The organism is Microbacterium sp. NPDC059771 (assembly GCF_042732495.1).
Lineage (GTDB): Bacteria > Actinomycetota > Actinomycetes > Actinomycetales > Microbacteriaceae > Microbacterium > Microbacterium sufflavum.
On sequence record NZ_JBHWHK010000001.1, the window covers coordinates 224551 to 242130 of the forward strand.

A 17580-nucleotide genomic window follows, 5' to 3' on the forward strand; every position below is an offset into this window, starting at 1 on the left:
ACGACCGCTGACCCCGCCCGCCGCCCTCGCGATTGTTTCGGTGCGTGTCGGCGGTGCTCGACCGCGGCCCCGTGTGTCCCGTTTCATGGGTCGCATGACCCGACAGATCCGCTTCAACGCCTTCGACATGAACTGCGTCGCCCACCAGTCGTCCGGGCTGTGGCGGCACCCCGACGACCGGTCGCGGCAGTACAACACGATCTCGTACTGGACCGAGCTGGCGACACTGCTGGAGAGCGCGACCTTCGACGGCATCTTCATCGCCGACGTGCTCGGCACCTACGACGTGTACGGCGGCACCAACGAGGCCGCGATCCGCAACGGCGCCCAGGTGCCGGTGAACGACCCGATCCTGCTCGTGAGCGCGATGGCCGCCGTGACCGAGCACCTCGGCTTCGGCATCACGGCCGGCACGGCGTTCGAGCACCCCTACCCGTTCGCACGGCGGCTCAGCACGCTCGACCACCTCACGCAGGGCCGCATCGGCTGGAACGTCGTCACCGGCTACCTCCCCAGCGCCGCCCGCAACATGGGCCAGGAGGATCAGCTCGGACACGACGACCGCTACGACCACGCCGACGAGTACGTCGAGGTGCTGTACAAGCTGTGGGAGGGGTCGTGGGAGGACGACGCCGTGGTCGAGGACCGCGAGCGCGGCATCTTCACCGACCCCGCCAAGGTGCACCCGATCCGGCACGAGGGCACCCACTTCCGTGTGCCGGGCATCCACATCTCCGAGCCGTCGCCGCAGCGCACCCCCGTCATCTACCAGGCCGGTGCGAGCCCCCGCGGCGTGCGGTTCGCGGCCGAGAACGCCGAGGCGATCTTCGTCGCCGCCCCGTCGAAGGAGGTGCTGGCCGGCACCGTGAAGCGCATCCGCGACGCCCTCGAGGCGGCGGGACGCGACCGCTACGACGCCCGCATCTACACGCTGCTGACCGTGATCACCGCGGCGACGAGCGAGGAGGCGACCGCGAAGCACGCGGAGTACCTGTCGTATGCGAGTCCCGAGGGGGCCCTCACGTTCATGTCGGGCTGGATGGGCGTCGACCTGTCGCAGTACGGCGAGGACGAGCCCGTGGGGAACGTGGAGTCCAACGCGATCCAGTCGGTGCTCCAGCACCTGAAGGAGGAGGCGGATCTCGGCCGGGAGTGGACGGTCGGCGACTTCGGGCGGCACAACGCCATCGGCGGCCTCGGCCCCACGGTCGTCGGCTCGGGCGAGGAGATCGCCGACGAACTGCAGTCGTGGGTGGAGCAGACCGACATCGACGGCTTCAACCTCGCCTACGCGGTCACGCCCGGCACGTGGCAGGACGTGATCGAGCACGTGATCCCGGTGCTGCGCGAGCGCGGCGCGTACCCCGAGGAGTACACGCCCGGCACGCTGCGCCACAAGCTCCACGGGCGCGGCGACCGCGTGCAGGACACGCACCGCGCCGCGCAGTACCGCGTGGGGGCGGCGGCGCGGGCCTGAGCGGCGTCAGTCGGCGTCGCGGGCGAACAGGTTCCGCAGCACGAGGAACACCACGACGGCCACGACCGCGACGATCGCGAGCTTCGCGATGAACCACAGCACCGAGAACAGGGCGCTGACGATCCACCACGCGATCACGACAGCGAGGATCACGCCGAGCACGGTCCAGATGTTCTTGGTCATACGTCCAGCCTAGGGGCGCGGGCCGCGGGATCCTCCCCTCCCGGACCGCCGGCTCCGGCGGGCGTCGCGGTGTCCGCGCCGCCCGCGCGGTCGGTGTCGGCGAGCAGTGCATGCAGGCTGCCCGCCGCCGCCAGCAGCGCGACGCTGCGGCGGGTGAGGGCGTCGAGCCGGGCGGCGAGGATGCTCTGCAGCCCTCCGTTCTCGCCGTGCGCCCGCAGCTCCTCCAGGATCCGGGTGATGGCCGGGATCCCGTAGCCGCCCGACCGGAGTGCGGCGACCACGCGGGCCTCGGTGATCGCGCCCGAGCCGTAGCGGCGGGCGCTCCTGCCGTCGCGCATCGGGCGGATGAGCCCCTCGCGCTCCCAGTGGCGCAGCGCCGAGGTCCGCACGCCGAGAGCCTGGGCGAGCTCACCGACCGTCATCTCGTCGGCGTCGTCGAACACGTCGTCGGCGTCGGACACCGCGACCTCCAGACCGCGCAGCGCCTCCCGCACCCGGGTGCGCTCGTCGGCGAGGTCGGCGTGGAGGGCATCGATGCGCTCGGCGGCCCGTTCGACCGACGACCGGATGAGCATCGGCATGAGCGCGCGGGCCGCCACCGGACCGATGGCCGCGGCCAGCTCCCGGTACGCCCGCGCCGCGGTCTCGTGCCGTGCACCGTAGCGCCGGTAGCCGTTCGCCGCGCGGACCGCCGGGGGAATGATGCCGAGCCGCTCCAGGTCGCGGACCTGCTGCACCGAGTAGCCGACGCTCCGGCCGATCTCCGCCGTGCTCCTGACCCGCTCTGGAGGGTTGCTCACCCATAACCCCCTGTTCTCCGCAGCCGAGTCTCCATAAGCACTGCAACCGGACCATTGAAGCATGGACAGACAGCAGATCATCGAGGCCGTGCGATCGTTCGACGGCGCGCTCGCCATGACACCGCAGCCGGGGAGCGAGTTCCCTGAGCTGTCGTGGGGCGACGCCTACTTCTTCTTCGCCCCCGACGGACGGATGCCCGAGCGCACGCAGCCCTTCGGCACCATCATCACGAAGGACTACCCGGACGACGCGTCGTCGGACCTCACCGCGACCGGACGGTTCCGCGTCAACATCCACGTCGGCCGGGAGCGCGCCGCGGCCCTGGTGCCGTCCGACCCCGAGCCGACAGCGTCCGACGTGTTCCGCCGCCATCCGCTGTACGGCGACGCGGGGTGGGTCTGCGTGATCGAACCGGGCGAGCGGACCGCCGACACCGTGCTCGACCTGCTCCGCGAAGCACACGACACCGCCCGCCGCCGGGCCGAGCGCCGAGGGCGGTGACGGTGGGTACCGCTCAGGGCATGACCGAGGGGCAGCGCCGGACCGTCGCCGTGTGGGCCGCGGACTGCGCCGACCGCGTGCTGCCGCTGTTCGAGGCGGACGCCCCCGGCGATGACCGCCCACGCGACGCCATCGCCAGGAGCAGGGCCTTCGCACGCGGGGAGCTCTCCGCCGCGGGTGAGATCCGGCGGCGGTTCGTGGCGGGCCGGGCGGCGGGGAGTGCCGCGACCCCGGCCGGGCGAGCGGCCGCGCGTGCCGCCGCCCAGGCCGCGGGGGTGGCGCACATGGGAGCGCATGCACTCGGGGCGGCCGCGTATGCCGCGGTCGCCGTGGGGCTCGCGCATCCCGACGACCCCCGCGCCCGCGACCGGGAGGTGACGCAGCAGCTCGCCCTCCTCTCCCCCGCCGCAGCTTCGGCCCTGCGCTCCCTGCCCCTCCTCGGCACCGACACCGCCGGACCGCTCGGCCCCGGGCTGCTGGCCGCGGGCGACCTCGGCGCGGTGATCCGGCGGGTGCAGGCCGCACTCGCCTGACCCCGCTGCACGCCGCGCTTCAGCGGCGATTCAGCGTCGAGCCGCCACACTGGGGTGATGCGGATCCTGGTGGTGGACGACGAGGTGCGCCTGGCGGAGGGCGTGCGTCGGGGGCTCGAGGCCGAGGGCTTCGCGGTCGACGTGGCACACAACGGGGTCGACGGACTGTGGCGGGCACGGGAGACGCGGTACGACGCGATCGTGCTCGACCTGATGATGCCCGGCATGAGCGGCTGGAAGGTGTGCGAGGCGCTGCGGGCGGAGGAGAACTGGACGCCCGTGCTCATGCTCACCGCGAAGGACGGCGAGTGGGATCAGGTCGAGGCCCTCGAGACCGGCGCCGACGACTACGTCACGAAGCCGTTCTCGTTCGCGATCCTGGTCGCACGGCTGCGGGCCCTGGTGCGCCGCGGGGCCGTTGCCCGTCCGACCGTGCTGGAGGCCGGGGATCTGCGCCTGGATCCCGCGGCGCATCACGTATGGCGCGGCGACACGCCGATCAGCCTCACGGCCAGGGAGTTCGCGGTGCTCGAGCACCTGATGCGGCACCGCGGCCAGGTGCTCTCCAAGCGCGACCTGATCGCGGGGGTCTGGGACGACGACTTCGACGGCGACCCGAACATCGTCGAGGTGTACGTCGGCCATCTGCGGCGCAAGGTGGACAAGCCGTTCGGGCGCGCGGCCATCGAGACCATCCGCGGGGCGGGCTACCGGCTGGCGGCCGACGGTGGCTAGCCGGTTCCTCCGTTCGGTGCGCGGCCGGACGACGCTCGGCGCGACGGTGGTCGTGGCGGTGGCCCTGCTGATCGGCGCCTTCTCCTTCTACGGCGTGCTCAGCGCGAGCATCCACGGCGCCAGGGAGCGCGCCGCCGAGCAGCGCCTGGAGGAGCTGGTGCAGCGCTTCGAGGGTCCGGGGCGCCCCGGTCCCGAGCTGCTCGACGACGACATCGTGCAGCTGATCGGACGCGACGGGACCGTGCGTCGCGCGAGCGAGGAGGCGCAGGAGCTCCTCGGGTCGGGGTCGCTGCCCGTGCATGACGACCCGCGCAGCTTCGTGATCGACGGCGAGCGGATGGTGGTCGTGTCGGACGACCTCGACGACGGTGAGAGCCTCGTGCTGGCGGTGCCGATGGAAGACGACGCGGAGACGCTCGCGACGGTCGCGACACTGTTGGCCGTCGCCGTCCCCGCCCTGCTGGTGCTCGTCGCCGCGACCACCTGGCTCGTCACGGGGCGGGCCCTGCGTCCGGTCTCGCGCATCCGCACGGAGGTCGACGGCATCACGGCCGAGCGCCTCGACCGCCGCGTGCCCGTGCCCGACACGGGCGACGAGATCGCGTCCCTCGCGACCACGATGAACGGCATGCTCGACCGGCTCGACGCCGCCGCGACCGCCCAGCGCCGCTTCGTGTCCGACGCCTCGCACGAGCTGCGGTCGCCGCTCGCGACCATCCGTCAGCACGCCGAGCTGGCACAGTCGCACCCCGAGGTCACGAGCATCCGCGAGCTCGCCGACGTGGTGTCGGAGGAGGGCCTGCGCCTGCAGGGCATCGTCGAGTCACTCCTGCTGCTGGCCCGCCTCGACGAGGGGGTGGCGGGTGCCGCGGAGCCGGTGGACCTCGACGACATCGCCCTCACCGAGGTGCGACGCCTGCGCGCGGCGGGGCTCGACGTGGACGGCTCGGGCATCGGCGCCGCCCGGGTGTCGGGCGACCCCCGGCTGCTCGCGCAGCTCGTGCGCAACCTCGCCGACAACGCCGCCCGCCACGCCCGCGGTCGTCTGGCGATCGGGGTCACCACGGTGCAGCAGCACGTGTTCCTGACCGTGGAGGACGACGGGTCGGGCGTGCCGGCGGCCGAGCGGGAGCGGATCTTCGAGCGGTTCGTGCGACTCGACGAGGCGCGCAGCCGTGATGCGGGCGGCAGCGGTCTGGGCCTGGCGATCGCCCGCAGCATCGCGACCGCGGCGCACGGCACCGTCACGGTGGACGACTCGCGATGGGGCGGGGCGCGGTTCGTCGTGACCCTGCCCTCGGCGGACTGAGGCGCCGCACGGCATTCCTGAAGAGCGCTTCAGGACGCTTCAGGGTGGCTTCAGCGCCCCCGGGAGACCATCGGGACATGGACGACAAGAACCCCACCCCCGAGAACCCCACCCCGGAGCAGCCCGGCACCCCGGAGCAGCCCGCCGCCGCGCAGAGCCCGGCCCCCGCGCAGCCCGACGCGACCCCCGCCGCCGACACCCCCACCGTTCCGGTCGAGCCGACCGCGCCCGCCGCCGCACAGCCCGCCCCCGCTTCCACGGCGCCCGCAGGCGAGGCGACTCCCCCGGCGAAGCCCGGACGCAAGCGCGCCTTGCTCATCGGCGGTGGCATCGCCGCGGCCGTGCTGCTCGCGGGTGGCGGGGTGGCTGTCGGCGCGGCGATCGGCGATGAGTTCGGCGACGACGACCACCCGTCGATGGAGGGACCGCGCCACGGCGACCACCGCGACGGCGACCACGGCCCCCGCGACGACGACGGTCCGCGCGAGGGCGACCGCGACGACCGGCCGGCCGGTGCGGGTGGACCGGTGACCGGTATCGGCACGGCCTCGATCGACGAGCTGCTCGACATCGCCGAGGCGGCGCGTGGAGCCGCGGACGGCGAGGTGACCTCGATCGACGCGAAGCGCGACGGCACGTGGGAGGTGCAGCTGACCACGGCCACGGGCGACGAGAGCGACGTGCGCGTGGACGACGACCTGAAGGCGTCCGTCGTGGCGACCGAGAAGGCGGACGACGACGACACGGGGCCGACGCTCACGCTCGACGACGAGACCATCCGGGCGCTGGTCGAGGCCGCGCTCGCGGAGGCCGACGGCATGATCACCGACCTCGACGTCGACGCCGACGATGTGAGCCCCTACGACGCCTCCGTGCTCACGGCGGACAACCGCTCGGTCGACATCGAGTTCGATGCCTCCTTCGCCGTGGTCGGCACGGACCTCGACGACTGAGACGCGGCGGGCGGCCGATACGATGCAGGCATGACGAACTCCGATCCGATCGACGAGGTCTCCATCGGCGGTGAGGTCATCCGCCTCGGCCAGTTCCTCAAGTTCGCCGGTCTGCTCGATTCGGGCGGCGACGCGAAGGAGGTCATCATCGACGGCTTCGTGACCGTGAACGGTGAGGTCGACCGCCGCCGTGGTCGTCAACTGCACGATGGCGACGTGGTCGCGTTCGAGGGCCGGGCGGTGCGCGTCCGGCCCTGAGCCTCCGCCCCCTCGGTCCGCGCCTCCCGCTCGCCCGCGAGCACGAGCGTTACACCCCCGGCGCACAGGACGAAGCCGGCGACGGTGAGCACGGTCAACGGCTCACCCAGCAGCAGTGCCCCGGCGAGTGCGGTGGCCGGTGCGATGAGGAACAGCAGTGCCTGCAGGGCGGTGATGCCCACGCGACGCAGCAGCCACCAGTACAGGCCGTAGGCGCCGAGCGTCGGGAACACGGCGGCGAGCGCGACCGAGATCCAGAATCCCGCCGTGGCCGGAGGGACGAGGGCTCCGGCGAGCAGGGCGATCACGAGCAGCACGACGGCCGTGACGGTGACCTGCACGGCGAGGGTCACGAGGACCCCCGTGTGCGCGGACGACCGCCGCTGGAGGAACGTGCCGATCACGAGGCACACCATCGCGGTCACGGGCAGCAGGTAGGCCGCGGGAGTGGCCGCGGCGGAGCCGAGCTGGGAGTGCACGACGAGGGCCACGCCGATGGCACCCATCCCGAGCCCCGCCCACTGGGCGCCGCGCACGCGCAGGCCGAGGAGGGGGCCGACCAGGGCGGCGACGACGAGCGGCTGCACGGCGTCGATGAGGGCGACCGTCCCGGTGGCGATGCCGGCCGCGACGGCGCCCCACACGGCGGCGCAGTAGCCGAACTGCGCGAACAACCCGATCGCGGCCTGGACGCCGAGTTCGCGCGGCGTGACACCCCGTGCCGCCCGGGTCGCGCCGACGAGAAGGAGCAGCACGATCGCGAGGAGGACGAACCGCCAGACGAGAAGGGTGAGGGCGGAGGTGTCGGCCGTGGCGAAGGCGGCGATCACGAAACCCGAGCTCCACGTGGCGACGAAGGCGACGGCGGCGGCCACGGTCAACGCCCCGTGAAGTATACCGATCTGTTTACTCATCATCCTGACTATACAGGGCGGTATACTCGTGTCATGCCCCAGGAGACCCCGCAGCTCGTTCCCCTGACCCCGGGAGCACAGCGCGTGCTCGACGCGGCGTCCCGGCTGTTCTACGAACGGGGGATCCACACCGTCGGCGTCGACACCATCGCGGCGGCCGCCGGAGTGACGAAGAAGACGCTGTACGACCGGTTCGGCTCGAAGGAGGCGCTCGTCGTCTCCTACCTCCAGCACCGAGACGCCCGCTGGCGCGATCACGTCGCCGCGCACCTCGCCCGCGTGCCGGAGCCGGGCGTCGACCGCGTGCTCGCCGTGTTCGATGCCGCCATCACCTGGTCCGACGAGAACAGCCCCAAGGGGTGCAGCGCGATCAACGCCCGCGCGGAGATCGACGGCGGAGACGACGAGCGCCTCGTGCTCGCCGAGGCGTCGCGGCAGAAGACGTGGCTGCTGTCGGTGTTCCACGAGCTGCTCGCCGAGGCGGGCTTCGACCATCCGGACCGGCGTGCCGAGGCGATAATGCTGCTCTACGAAGGGGCGATCGTCACGGTCGGGATGGGGACGTTCAACGGTCCGTTCCTCGTGGCCCGGGACTGCGCACGGACGCTGCTGGAGCCGGCGTCGCCGCAGGATCGGGCAGCACCGAGCGCACGGTGACGATCGTGAGCGCCACGAGCAGCACGACCAGGATCGTGTCGGCCGCGATGTAGGCATAGTGCGCCCCGTCGGTCCCGGGAGCGGCAGACCCCGCGATCACCAGATCACTGCGGCGGTTGAGCACGGGGCGGATCACCGCGACCTCGACGGCGAACACGACCCAGATCGCGGTGAGCAGCACCCCGGCCGTGCGTCCGGCACGCGCCCGCACCGTGACGACCGTCAGCACGAGGAGCACGACACCCGCGAGCACGTTGAGCGCGGTGAAGACCAGGCGCCCGATGCCGAGTCCGATCGGGATGGTCACGCCCGGCGCCAGGAACTTGAGCGGCGCCTCGAGGAACGAGATGGCGACCATCGCGCCGAGCAGGAACGCGGGCAGCAGCAGTCGCAGTGCTGTGGTCAGACGCCCGCCGGTCATGGCCCCACGCTACCCAGGCGGCCGGGAGCCTGCGCAGACGCGGGCCGTGCAATTCGCCCGTTCTCCGACCTGCGCGGATAATAGGTAACATGCCACGTCCTATCGACGCCTACCGCGGTCTTGCCCAGTCGAGTCGCCTACGGGTCCTCGACGCCCTGCTCGACACCCCGGGGATCGGTCTCGCCGAGTTGTCCGCCATCACCGGCCTGCACGTCAACACCCTCCGCGATCACCTCCGGATCCTCGAGAAGGAGGGGCACGTGCGCTCCGAGGTCGAGCACACCGGCCGCCGTGGACGACCCCGGCTGCGCTTCGCGGTGGTGACAGCGACCGATCGCAACGAGGTCGCGGAGCGGCATCTGCGTGAGGCGATCCGGCACGGCGATCTCATGCGTGCGGTGCTCCCGGCGACCGAGTCCACCTTGCCGACCGACGCGACGCACCAGCTCGACGCGCTCTACCACCACCTGGACGAGGTGGGGCTGGAGCCCGAGGTCGACGAGGAGGCGCTGACGATCGAGCTCGCACCGTGCCGCTTCCACGCCCTGCTCGCCGACGACGGACCGGTCGCCTGCCGCGTGCACGAGGAGCTGCTGCGCTCACTGCTGGAGCGCGCGGGCGGACCGGTCGTGATCGATCGCGTGCTGCCGTTCACCGACGCGCATTCCTGTCGCGTGCACCTCGCCCTGCGCGAGCACGCGGCTCAGGGAAGGGTCTTGCCCTCCAGCGTCGCGACGAACGAGACGCCGGGAGTCGAGCGGTAGTTCAGATGCGTCGACACGGCGATCACGTTGACGCCGGCGCGCAGCGACGACGCGGGGATCGGGATCACGAGCGGTGAGGCGACCGCGGCGGCCGTGTTCGGCGCCGCGGTGGCGTACGTGGTCGAGGTGACGGTCGTCGTCGGCATGCGGAGCCGGCCGACCTCGACGCCGTTGACCGTCACCACCGCCCCGTCGTCCGCGCGCGCCGTGAGCACCAGCTCGGAGAGCTTCGCGGGGTCGGTGACCGTGAACGACGTGCGGAACAGCATGCTGATGGGGCGCTGCGTGGTGGGGGGTGGCACGTCGACGACGGTCGTGATGCCGCTGCCGAAGCCCAGCGGTGCGGCGCCCTGCCCCCACGCCGTGTCGTCGAACGCGACGCCCGACCATCCGGTCGGCCAGGCTCCGGCCGCGTAACGGAAGCGCCAGGCGGCGTCGCTGCGTACGAGCGTGACCGGCACGGGCGTGGCCGCGGGAGGTGTGGTGACGGAGACCGTGGTCGCGGCGGACCGCGCACCGTCCGGCCCGATCGCGACCACCGCGTACGACACCGCACTCCCCGCCGGTGCCGCCGCGTCCGTCACCACCCCCGTCGCCCCTGTCCCCGTGAGCGTCGTCATTCCAGGGCGCGACACCTCCACACCGCTCACCGCACCTCCGGGGCCCGGCGACCACGCGATGTCCACGCTCGTGGGAGACGTGGCGGTCGCGGTGGCCGCGGGGGCGCCCGGAGGGTCCTGCGGGGGGTCGACGGTCGTGCGGCGTGCGGTCATCACCAGGTCGAACGTGCTGTCCGGCGTGCCGCGGTAGTTCACGTGGGCCGAGGCGGCGATCACGTTCGCCCCCTCGCGCAGCAGTCCGGACGGCACCGCGAACACGGCGGGGTCGGCGGTCGCGACACTCGTCGAGCGCACCGCGTCGGCATAGGTCGCGCTGGTCGGCGCGGTCGACTGCAGGTGCGAGGTGCCCAGCAGCGTGCCGTTGACCCACACCGCCACCCCGTCGTCGGCCCGGGTGCTCACGGTCACGCCACTGAGCTCGTCGATGTCGGCGAGGGTCACGGTGGTGCGGAAGAGCATCGCGCGGGCGCGGTTGGTGCTCGGCGGCCCGAGGTCGATCGAGGTGACGGCACCGGTGCCCCATCCGAGTGGGGCCCTCCCCGAACCCCACCCGGAATCATCGAAGCCGAGGGTCGTCCACCCGGTCGGCCACGCCTGCGTCGAGTTGCGCCACTTCCACGTCGACCCGCCCGCGAGCAGCACCTCATCCGTGCCGGGTTCCAGGTCGACCGGGAGGGTGAAGCGGCTCCCGGCGTCGGTCTCGTACTGCTGGAGGGTCGGCGAGTAGGTGAAGGCGTCGACCGTGCCCGCGGCGGGATCGAACGTGTAGTACCGCAGCCAGCCGTTGCCCCCGTTCGCGCGGCTCTGGTAGTTCGACAGGATCTGGTGCACGGGCGTGCCGCAGGAGTTCGGGTCGGTGCGTCGCGCCTCGCCGATGTCGCCGTCGTGCCAGTGGCCGTTGACGACAAGGAAGATGGAGCAGTTCTGCGACACGAAGTCGTTCCACAGCGTCACCGCGGACACCGGGGTGACGTCGGTGCGGATGACGTGCGTGGCGCGCGTGCCGCCCGTGTTGATGAAGCCGTGCGTGGCGAGGATGACCTTGCGGTCGGGGTGGGCGTCGAGCACGCGCTGGGCCCACGCGAGGGTGTAGGCGGGCGACTCGAATTCGAGGCTCAGCAGCAGCAGCTTCGTGTCGCCGACCGTGAGCAGGCTGTAGCTGTCCTTGTTCTTGCGGTCGATGCCGTCGGGCCCGAACTGGTTCTGCCCCAGGTATCCGCCGTACGACACCGTCGGGCCGTTCCACGAGGCGGCGGAGTACCGGCTCGGCGGGAAGTAGGTGTCGTACGTGCTCGACTCGCCGGTCGTGATGTCGAGGTCGTGGTTGCCCGGCAGCACCGAGTTCGGCACGCCCGCGTCGTCGAGCGTCTTCATGTACCGGCTCGCGCGCTCCCAGTGGTTCACGTTCGGCCACGACTCGACGAGGTCGCCCACCTGGATCACGAACTTCGTGTTGAGCTGTGCGCGGGAGTCGACGATCCACTGCGTCTGCGCGGCCATCGTCTGCTCGTACGTGCTCGACACGGTGTAGCCCTGTGTGTCGGGCAGCACCACGATCGTGAAGGTCTCGTCGGCGGCGGAGGCGACGGCGGGCACGAGCGCGCCGACCAGCATCACGGTCGCTCCGACCACCGCCAGCGCACGACGCCGTGCGCGCGTCCACGTCCCCATGTCGAACCCCAGTCCACTTCGACTGGCTCCGTCTTACACCCGCCGGGGCGGGAGCCACAAGGGCCTGTGGCGCGAGGTCAGGGGAAGAGCTGGTGCAGCACGTCCCAGTCCTCGTCGGCGAGGGCCTGCGTGACCACGGCCTGCCCCTCCGGCGAGACGTCGGGGCCGAGGCGCTGCCACACGACGCGCGCCGCGCCCAGGTCGCCCGCGGCGATCGCGTTCGAGAACTCGATGAACGCGTTGGCGTAGGGGATGGTGGAGGTGCCGGCCTCCGCCCGGAACGGCCCGTACTGGTCGATCCACGGGAGGGCGGGGTCGGGTCGGAGGATCAGCACGTCGCCCGGGTGCACGGTCATGCCGTCGACGTGGTTGTACATCGAGACGGTGACGTAGTCGATGCAGAACCGCTGGCCGATCGCGATCAGGCTGTCGCCCGGGGCGACCTCGTAGGCGAAGACCTTCCCGTCGTCGCCGAGCACGGGGGTGCCGTTCGCGAGGTCGGACGCCCCCATCTCGACGAGGTCGCCGAGCAGCTTCGCATGCGGCGCCTCTCCGTCCTGGGCGACGATGTTGATGAGCGAGTTCGTGGTGCACTCCCCCGGACCGCCCGCGGGCACGGAGACGCCGTCACCGAGATCGACCAGGTCGCCCTCGCCCGGTGCGGACTCCGACTCGTCGACCGCGGCGGGGGCCGGTGCGGGCGCGTGCGTGAACGTCTCGGATGGCGCGGAGACGGCGGAGACGACAGCCGGGACGGCGAGGGCCGCGACACCGGCGACCGCCACCCCCGCGACGACGGCGACGATGGCGCGGGTGCGGTTCATCCCGTCAGCTTGTCAGGATGCGCCCGCCCGCGCCAGCGCGACGGGCCGCTGATCACTCGGCATACCAGGGTAGACAGCCAAGCTCGATAGAGTCGGCGATGACCCCTACCGATCGAACAGGACTGCCATGACTGCCGCGCTCGCCTCGATTGAGATCACCGGGTTTCGCTCCATTGCCGCACTCCGCTTGGAGCTGTCTTCCGCAGTGACGCTCCTCATCGGTGCCAACGGTGTCGGCAAGAGCAATGTCGTCGACGCCCTGGAGCTTCTCGGGTACACCGTTGACCAGGGCTTGCAGGCTTACACGTTGCGCAGTGGAGGGTTCTCTCAACTCGCACACCGCTCTCCGAAGTACGGCGTCGCGGAGGCCATATCCGTCAAAGCCTGGGGGGACTGGAATCCTTCGATTAAGGGCACATTCCGAAACGGATATCGGATGACGCTGAGCGCGGGTCCAGATGATGCCGCACTACTGAACGAGACGACGCTGACTCACCGCACCGACTATCCGACTCCGTACGAGCACAGCCTCGGCTTGAGCCGGGAGTCGCAACTTCACGACTACATCTCGGAACACGTAGCCAACCGATATCTCTTCGACGTCCTTTCTGGATGCCGGGTTTTTCATTTCGACGACACCAGCCACGACGCCCCACCGCTGCGATGGGCGGACACCGCAGATCGGGAGTCCCTCCACAGCGACGCACGCAATCTCGCCGCCGTGCTGCTGGACATCAGTGAGAACAACCCCAAGACCTATCTACAAATCCTTCGCAGCATTCGGAACGTCGCCCCATTCTTCGACGATTTCGTACTCCGGCCCGACGGAGGTCGGGTCATCCTCCGTTGGAAGGAGCGGGGACTGGATGATGTCTTCTCTGGGAGCGCGCTGAGCTCAGGCACTCTCCGGTTTATCTGCCTCGCCGTTCTGCTTCAGCAGCCCCGTCAGCCAGCAACCATCGTCTTGGACGAGCCGGAGCTGGGTCTGCATCCCGCCGCCATCCATCAGCTTGCCGACCTCTTTCGGAACCGAGCCGACGGACAACGGATCGTCGCGGCCACACAGTCGGTCACCCTTCTCAGCCAGTTCGGCATCGACGAAGTCGCGGTCGTGGAACGAAGGGGTGGAGACACCACCGTCTCGCGCCCGGACCGCGAAACACTCGAAGCCTGGCTCATGGATTACTCCCTCGGAGAGCTCTGGGAGATGAACTTGCTGGGTGGGAGGCCCGGGCCCTCACATCCGTCCTTCACCGAGGGAGCGGATTCATGACGAAACGGGTGGCCCTGCTCGTAGAAGGGCAAACCGAGGAAGCGTTCGTGGCCCGGGTCCTTCAGCCCTACATCGGGTTCGAGACAGCGACGCTCACGCCGATCGTCGTGCACACTTCCCGCACTGCCAATGGCACAACGTTTCGCGGCGGCGGATATTGGAAGCACTACGACAAGCAACTCCGCATGCTCCTGAGCCAGCCGCATTGGGATCGCGTGACGACGCTGATCGACTTTTACGGCTATCCCGCCGATGCCCCTCCGTGCAGCTGCCCTGCCGCACATAATCAGCCTTCCTGCGTCGCGAGTCGCGAGGCCAACATCGCCGCCTCGCTGCCGTACGACTCGCGATTCCTTCCCTTCGTCGCCCTCCACGAATTCGAAACTCTCGTTATCGCCGCCGGCGCGACGATGAGCGATGTCCTCGGCGATGTTGATGCTCCGTCGAGGTTCGCAGCCCTTCTTGATGAGCACGACGGCGATGCAGAACAGATCAATAACGGACCGCAGACAGCACCGTCCAAGCGGGTCCTCGAGGTGCTACCGGACTACCGAAAGGTCCGCGACGGGGTGTCCGTGCTCGAAGGCCGGCTCCCGCGCGCTCTTCCCTCTGCGTCTCGGTTCGCGGCCTGGATTGCGGCGCTCTCGATATAGAGCCCGAAGTTCAAGGTCAGTTGAAGTCGCCGCCGGGGGCCATGTCGGCGAAGCGGGAGTAGTGGCCCTGGAACGCGACCGTGATGGTGGCCGTCGGGCCGTTACGGTGCTTGGCCACGATCAGGTCGGCCTCGCCCGGACGCACGTCCTTGTCGTACACGGAGTCGCGGTGCAGCAGGATCACCATGTCGGCGTCCTGCTCGATCGAGCCCGACTCACGCAGGTCGCTGATGGCGGGCTTCTTGTCCTGCCGCTGCTCGGGACCACGGTTCAGCTGCGACAGCGCGATCACCGGCACCTGCAGTTCCTTGGCGATGAGCTTGAGGCTTCGCGAGAACTCCGAGACCTCCTGCTGACGGGACTCGACGCGCTTGCCCGAGGTCATCAGCTGCAGGTAGTCGATGATGACCATGCGCAGCCCGGCACGCTGCTTGAGCCGCCGGCACTTGGCGCGGATCTCGACGAGCGTCATGTTCGGGCTGTCGTCGATGTAGAGGGGCGCGTCGTTGATGCGGCCGCGGGTCGCGGCGACCGTGGTCCAGTCGCGCGGGTCGAGCGTTCCCTTGCGCATGTTCTGCAGCGGGATGGCTCCCTCGGCGCTGAGCAGACGCATCGCGATCTCGCTCTTGCCCATCTCGAGCGAGAAGAAGATGGAGGGGAAGTCGTGGCCGATGGAGGCGGCGCGCGCGAAGTCGAGCGCGAGCGTCGACTTTCCCATGGCCGGTCGGGCGGCGACGACGATCATCTGGCCGCCGTGCAGGCCGTTGGTCAGCTCGTCGAGCTCACGGAACCCGGTCGGGATGCCCGTCATGGAGCCGTCGCGGCCGTTCGCCGCCTCGATCTCCTCGACCGCCGCGTCGACCGCGACCGTCAGCGGCACGTAGTCCTCGGCGGTCTCCGAACCGGTGACGGAGTAGATCTCGGCCTGCGCGTTGTTGACGATGTCGGTCGCGTCGCCCTGGCCGTCGTAGCCGAGCTGCACGATGCGGGTGCCCGCGTCGACCAACCGGCGGAGGATGGCCCGCTCCGACACGATGCCCGCGTAGTAGCCGGCGTTCGCCGCGGTCGGCACGATCGAGGTAAGCGTGTGCAGGTAGTCGGCACCGCCGGCCTTGCTCAGCTCGCCCGTCTTGATGAGCTCGTCGGTGACGGCGACCACGTCGGTCGGCTCGCCGTGCGAGTAGAGCGACAGGATCGCCTCGAAGATCAGCTCGTGCTTCGGGATGTAGAAGTCGGCGCCCTTGAGGGTCTCGATCACGTCGGCCACCGCGTCCTTCGACAGCAGCATGCCGCCCAGGGCGCTCTGCTCGGCGAGGAGGTCGTGCGGCGGGGTGCGCTCGGGCGGACGCTGCCCTCCCAGGCGCTCCTCCGAGATGTCGGCGATCGACACAGTGTTCCCTTCGATGCGACGGTTCCGATGCGGAACTCCGACAGCGGATGACGAGTGGTCGTCGGTGGTTCCACGCCCGCGCGGCGGCCGTTTCCAGACAAACAGGGGCCCCCGACATTCGGTCGCTCGACCACGCTATGAGCGGTCTTCACACGGTGCAACACAGCCTGTGGATAACCATGTGGAGAGCGTGCGGAGAAACGCGGAGTGTCTGTGCAGAACGGGTGTGGATAACCCGGTGGAGTGTGGTGAAGAAGAACTTTTTTATGATCCTTGACCTGGGATTTCTCGTTTCCCCACCCTGTGGATGGAAACGAGGTTAAATCGCGCGTTGAAGGTTTCCCCTGCCGGAGCGACATGTGTAGAACTTGGGGAAAGTCAAGCCGGAAATCCGCCGGGCGCGTCACGATCTGACACCACCCGTCGCGGTTGTAAATGGGCCTGGACAGGGTGGGACCCCGCGAGTATTCTGCTCCCCATCGACACACCCGTATCGATATGGCGTTGCCTTCAGAGGGGGAGGACGACGTGAGCGCTCGAGCGACCCGACGCGGCGTACCCGCCGTCGTTCTCTGGGGTGGCCTCGGCGCGCTCGCGTGGGCCGCACTCACGGTGCTCACCGGTGGCGGATCCGCTCAGGCGGACGAGCAGAAGCCCGGCCCGCTCGACTCCCTGACCACCGCGGTCACGCAGACGGTGACCGCCGTGACGGCACCCGTCGTGAACGAGGTCGTCGCCCCGGTCGTGACCCAGGTGGCCGCGCCCGTCGTCACGCAGGTGGTCACCCCGGTGGTGACGCAGGTGGTCGCCCCCGTCGTCTCGCAGGCGGTCGCCCCCGTGCAGGCCGCGCCCGCCGTCGTCGAGACGGTCACGGAGACGGTCGAGAGCGTGCCGGTCGTGGGGTCGGTCGCGGCGCCCGTGCTCGGCACGGTGACGGACGCGACCTCGTCGGTCGTCGACACCACCACCGACCTCCTCGCGGACTCGCCCATCTCGCGCGTGACCGCACCGATCCTCGACGCCGTCGGCCGCCTTCCGATCGTCGGCGGGATCGTCGTCGACTCCGGCGCGTCCGACCTCGTGACCGAGGTGGTGGGCGTGGTCGATGACGTGACCGGCGTGATCAGCGGCACCGTCGACGAGACCGTGCCGCCCGTGATCGACGGCCTCCAGCCCGGAATTCCGCCGGTGAGCGACGGATCGCTCCCCGCCGCCGCGGTAGCTCTCACCTCCGCGCCCGCGTCCGCGCTGCCCGGCGCGGTGACGCCCGGCGTGTCCGCCGCGATCTCCGGCGCCTCCGACGAACGCGCCGAGGGGGCCGCGCCGCCCGCCGACCCTGCCGCGGGCGATCACACCCCCACGCCCGGCAACGCACCACCCGGTGCCCCCGCCGCCCCGTCTTCCTCCGCCACCTCCGGCGGAGGCACCCCGTACGCCCACGCTCGCCTCGGCGACGACGGCGTGCTCCCGCTCCGTGCCTGGGAGCGGGTTGCCGGCGCCTCGGACGATGCCCTTCCCGGCTCGCCCGTCGCCGACACCGACGTCTCACCTGACTGACTGACCGTCGCGCCATCCCCGCGGATGGCAGATGCCGTGCTGCGCGCGCACCTCATCGCGTGCACCCATCAGACACCCCAGTCATG

19 protein-coding genes are annotated in these 17580 nt (G+C 70.6%); 12 read left to right on the top strand and 7 right to left on the bottom strand.

The window, feature by feature from the left end:
* Window positions 1-94 precede the first annotated feature (94 nt).
* A complete protein-coding gene (locus tag ACFV3I_RS01090) occupies window positions 95-1477 on the top strand; it encodes an LLM class flavin-dependent oxidoreductase (RefSeq protein WP_247637978.1) in 1383 nt (460 codons plus the stop codon).
* Between the two features lie 6 nt (window positions 1478-1483).
* On the opposite strand, the gene ACFV3I_RS01095 is transcribed toward ACFV3I_RS01090, so the two are convergent.
* A complete protein-coding gene (locus tag ACFV3I_RS01095) occupies window positions 1484-1660 on the bottom strand; it encodes a hypothetical protein (RefSeq protein WP_168387206.1) in 177 nt (58 codons plus the stop codon).
* Window positions 1657-2460: a MerR family transcriptional regulator gene (locus tag ACFV3I_RS01100; protein ID WP_240744581.1), complete on the bottom strand. Its 804-nt coding sequence runs from the start codon at window positions 2458-2460 to the stop codon at window positions 1657-1659. Before ACFV3I_RS01100 ends, ACFV3I_RS01095 begins: the two co-directional genes overlap by 4 nt.
* 61 nt (window positions 2461-2521) lie before the next feature.
* Between ACFV3I_RS01100 and ACFV3I_RS01105 the strand changes: the two genes are divergently transcribed.
* The 6 genes from ACFV3I_RS01105 to ACFV3I_RS01130 all read left to right on the top strand — a co-directional run bounded on the left by ACFV3I_RS01105 (window position 2522) and on the right by ACFV3I_RS01130 (window position 6750).
* Window positions 2522-2962 (top strand): DUF6194 family protein, encoded by a 441-nt coding sequence (locus tag ACFV3I_RS01105; protein ID WP_136036230.1) that lies wholly within the window; start codon window positions 2522-2524, stop codon window positions 2960-2962.
* A 2-nt stretch (window positions 2963-2964) separates the two neighbouring features.
* Window positions 2965-3495 carry a putative immunity protein gene (locus tag ACFV3I_RS01110; protein WP_378822180.1) on the top strand — a complete coding sequence of 177 codons (531 nt, stop codon included), beginning with the start codon at window positions 2965-2967 and terminating at the stop codon, window positions 3493-3495.
* Window positions 3496-3552: 57 nt separating this feature from the next.
* Complete coding sequence (locus ACFV3I_RS01115) at window positions 3553-4230, top strand: response regulator transcription factor (protein WP_136030477.1); 678 nt, start codon at window positions 3553-3555, stop codon at window positions 4228-4230.
* Entirely contained in the window at window positions 4223-5539 is a 1317-nt protein-coding gene (locus tag ACFV3I_RS01120) for a cell wall metabolism sensor histidine kinase WalK (protein ID WP_206252227.1), read from the top strand. The genes ACFV3I_RS01115 and ACFV3I_RS01120 overlap by 8 nt, the downstream gene beginning before the upstream one ends.
* Before the next feature lie 77 nt (window positions 5540-5616).
* Window positions 5617-6492, top strand: coding sequence for a hypothetical protein (locus tag ACFV3I_RS01125; protein ID WP_378822181.1), 876 nt, complete (start codon window positions 5617-5619; stop codon window positions 6490-6492).
* Window positions 6493-6522: 30 nt separating this feature from the next.
* Window positions 6523-6750 (top strand): RNA-binding S4 domain-containing protein, encoded by a 228-nt coding sequence (locus ACFV3I_RS01130; protein ID WP_136028492.1) that lies wholly within the window; start codon window positions 6523-6525, stop codon window positions 6748-6750.
* On the opposite strand, the gene ACFV3I_RS01135 is transcribed toward ACFV3I_RS01130, so the two are convergent.
* Entirely contained in the window at window positions 6690-7664 is a 975-nt protein-coding gene (locus ACFV3I_RS01135; protein ID WP_378822182.1) for a DMT family transporter, read from the bottom strand. The genes ACFV3I_RS01130 and ACFV3I_RS01135 overlap by 61 nt on opposite strands.
* Before the next feature lie 33 nt (window positions 7665-7697).
* On the opposite strand from ACFV3I_RS01135, the gene ACFV3I_RS01140 reads away from it, so the two are divergent.
* Window positions 7698-8321 (top strand): TetR/AcrR family transcriptional regulator, encoded by a 624-nt coding sequence (locus ACFV3I_RS01140; RefSeq protein ID WP_378822183.1) that lies wholly within the window; start codon window positions 7698-7700, stop codon window positions 8319-8321.
* On the opposite strand, the gene ACFV3I_RS01145 is transcribed toward ACFV3I_RS01140, so the two are convergent.
* Complete coding sequence (locus ACFV3I_RS01145) at window positions 8230-8742, bottom strand: hypothetical protein (RefSeq protein ID WP_378822184.1); 513 nt, start codon at window positions 8740-8742, stop codon at window positions 8230-8232. The genes ACFV3I_RS01140 and ACFV3I_RS01145 overlap by 92 nt on opposite strands.
* Before the next feature lie 89 nt (window positions 8743-8831).
* Between ACFV3I_RS01145 and ACFV3I_RS01150 the strand changes: the two genes are divergently transcribed.
* Entirely contained in the window at window positions 8832-9506 is a 675-nt protein-coding gene (locus ACFV3I_RS01150; protein ID WP_136028494.1) for a winged helix-turn-helix transcriptional regulator, read from the top strand.
* On the opposite strand, the gene ACFV3I_RS01155 is transcribed toward ACFV3I_RS01150, so the two are convergent.
* The gene (locus ACFV3I_RS01155; RefSeq protein WP_378822185.1) at window positions 9446-11797 is read right to left on the bottom strand and encodes a metallophosphoesterase; all 2352 of its coding nucleotides are present in this window, start codon (window positions 11795-11797) and stop codon (window positions 9446-9448) included. The genes ACFV3I_RS01150 and ACFV3I_RS01155 overlap by 61 nt on opposite strands.
* A gap of 77 nt (window positions 11798-11874) precedes the next feature.
* The gene (locus ACFV3I_RS01160; RefSeq protein WP_136036753.1) at window positions 11875-12621 is read right to left on the bottom strand and encodes a LysM peptidoglycan-binding domain-containing protein; all 747 of its coding nucleotides are present in this window, start codon (window positions 12619-12621) and stop codon (window positions 11875-11877) included.
* Between the two features lie 127 nt (window positions 12622-12748).
* Here ACFV3I_RS01160 and ACFV3I_RS01165 point away from each other — a divergent pair, with 127 nt between their 5' ends.
* Window positions 12749-13894: an AAA family ATPase gene (locus ACFV3I_RS01165; RefSeq protein WP_378822186.1), complete on the top strand. Its 1146-nt coding sequence runs from the start codon at window positions 12749-12751 to the stop codon at window positions 13892-13894.
* Entirely contained in the window at window positions 13891-14547 is a 657-nt protein-coding gene (locus tag ACFV3I_RS01170; RefSeq protein ID WP_378822187.1) for a DUF4276 family protein, read from the top strand. The genes ACFV3I_RS01165 and ACFV3I_RS01170 overlap by 4 nt, the downstream gene beginning before the upstream one ends.
* A 16-nt stretch (window positions 14548-14563) precedes the next feature.
* Here the strand turns inward: ACFV3I_RS01170 and dnaB are convergent, their stop codons facing one another.
* Window positions 14564-15937: a replicative DNA helicase gene (gene dnaB / locus ACFV3I_RS01175; RefSeq protein WP_062637804.1), complete on the bottom strand. Its 1374-nt coding sequence runs from the start codon at window positions 15935-15937 to the stop codon at window positions 14564-14566.
* Between the two features lie 528 nt (window positions 15938-16465).
* Here dnaB and ACFV3I_RS01180 point away from each other — a divergent pair.
* The gene (locus ACFV3I_RS01180; protein ID WP_378822188.1) at window positions 16466-17494 is read left to right on the top strand and encodes a hypothetical protein; all 1029 of its coding nucleotides are present in this window, start codon (window positions 16466-16468) and stop codon (window positions 17492-17494) included.
* Window positions 17495-17580: the final 86 nt, after the last annotated feature.

Coding starts and splice junctions, on each gene's coding strand:
- ACFV3I_RS01090 (WP_247637978.1), top strand. CDS start 95: ATGACCCGACAGATCCGCTTCAACGCCTTCGACATGAACTGCGTCGCC.
- ACFV3I_RS01140 (WP_378822183.1), top strand. CDS start 7,698: ATGCCCCAGGAGACCCCGCAGCTCGTTCCCCTGACCCCGGGAGCACAG.
- ACFV3I_RS01105 (WP_136036230.1), top strand. CDS start 2,522: ATGGACAGACAGCAGATCATCGAGGCCGTGCGATCGTTCGACGGCGCG.
- ACFV3I_RS01145 (WP_378822184.1), bottom strand. CDS start 8,742: ATGACCGGCGGGCGTCTGACCACAGCACTGCGACTGCTGCTGCCCGCG.
- ACFV3I_RS01155 (WP_378822185.1), bottom strand. CDS start 11,797: ATGGGGACGTGGACGCGCGCACGGCGTCGTGCGCTGGCGGTGGTCGGA.
- ACFV3I_RS01150 (WP_136028494.1), top strand. CDS start 8,832: ATGCCACGTCCTATCGACGCCTACCGCGGTCTTGCCCAGTCGAGTCGC.
- ACFV3I_RS01095 (WP_168387206.1), bottom strand. CDS start 1,660: ATGACCAAGAACATCTGGACCGTGCTCGGCGTGATCCTCGCTGTCGTG.
- ACFV3I_RS01165 (WP_378822186.1), top strand. CDS start 12,749: ATGACTGCCGCGCTCGCCTCGATTGAGATCACCGGGTTTCGCTCCATT.
- ACFV3I_RS01125 (WP_378822181.1), top strand. CDS start 5,617: ATGGACGACAAGAACCCCACCCCCGAGAACCCCACCCCGGAGCAGCCC.
- ACFV3I_RS01160 (WP_136036753.1), bottom strand. CDS start 12,621: ATGAACCGCACCCGCGCCATCGTCGCCGTCGTCGCGGGGGTGGCGGTC.
- ACFV3I_RS01115 (WP_136030477.1), top strand. CDS start 3,553: ATGCGGATCCTGGTGGTGGACGACGAGGTGCGCCTGGCGGAGGGCGTG.
- ACFV3I_RS01135 (WP_378822182.1), bottom strand. CDS start 7,664: ATGAGTAAACAGATCGGTATACTTCACGGGGCGTTGACCGTGGCCGCC.
- ACFV3I_RS01130 (WP_136028492.1), top strand. CDS start 6,523: ATGACGAACTCCGATCCGATCGACGAGGTCTCCATCGGCGGTGAGGTC.
- ACFV3I_RS01170 (WP_378822187.1), top strand. CDS start 13,891: ATGACGAAACGGGTGGCCCTGCTCGTAGAAGGGCAAACCGAGGAAGCG.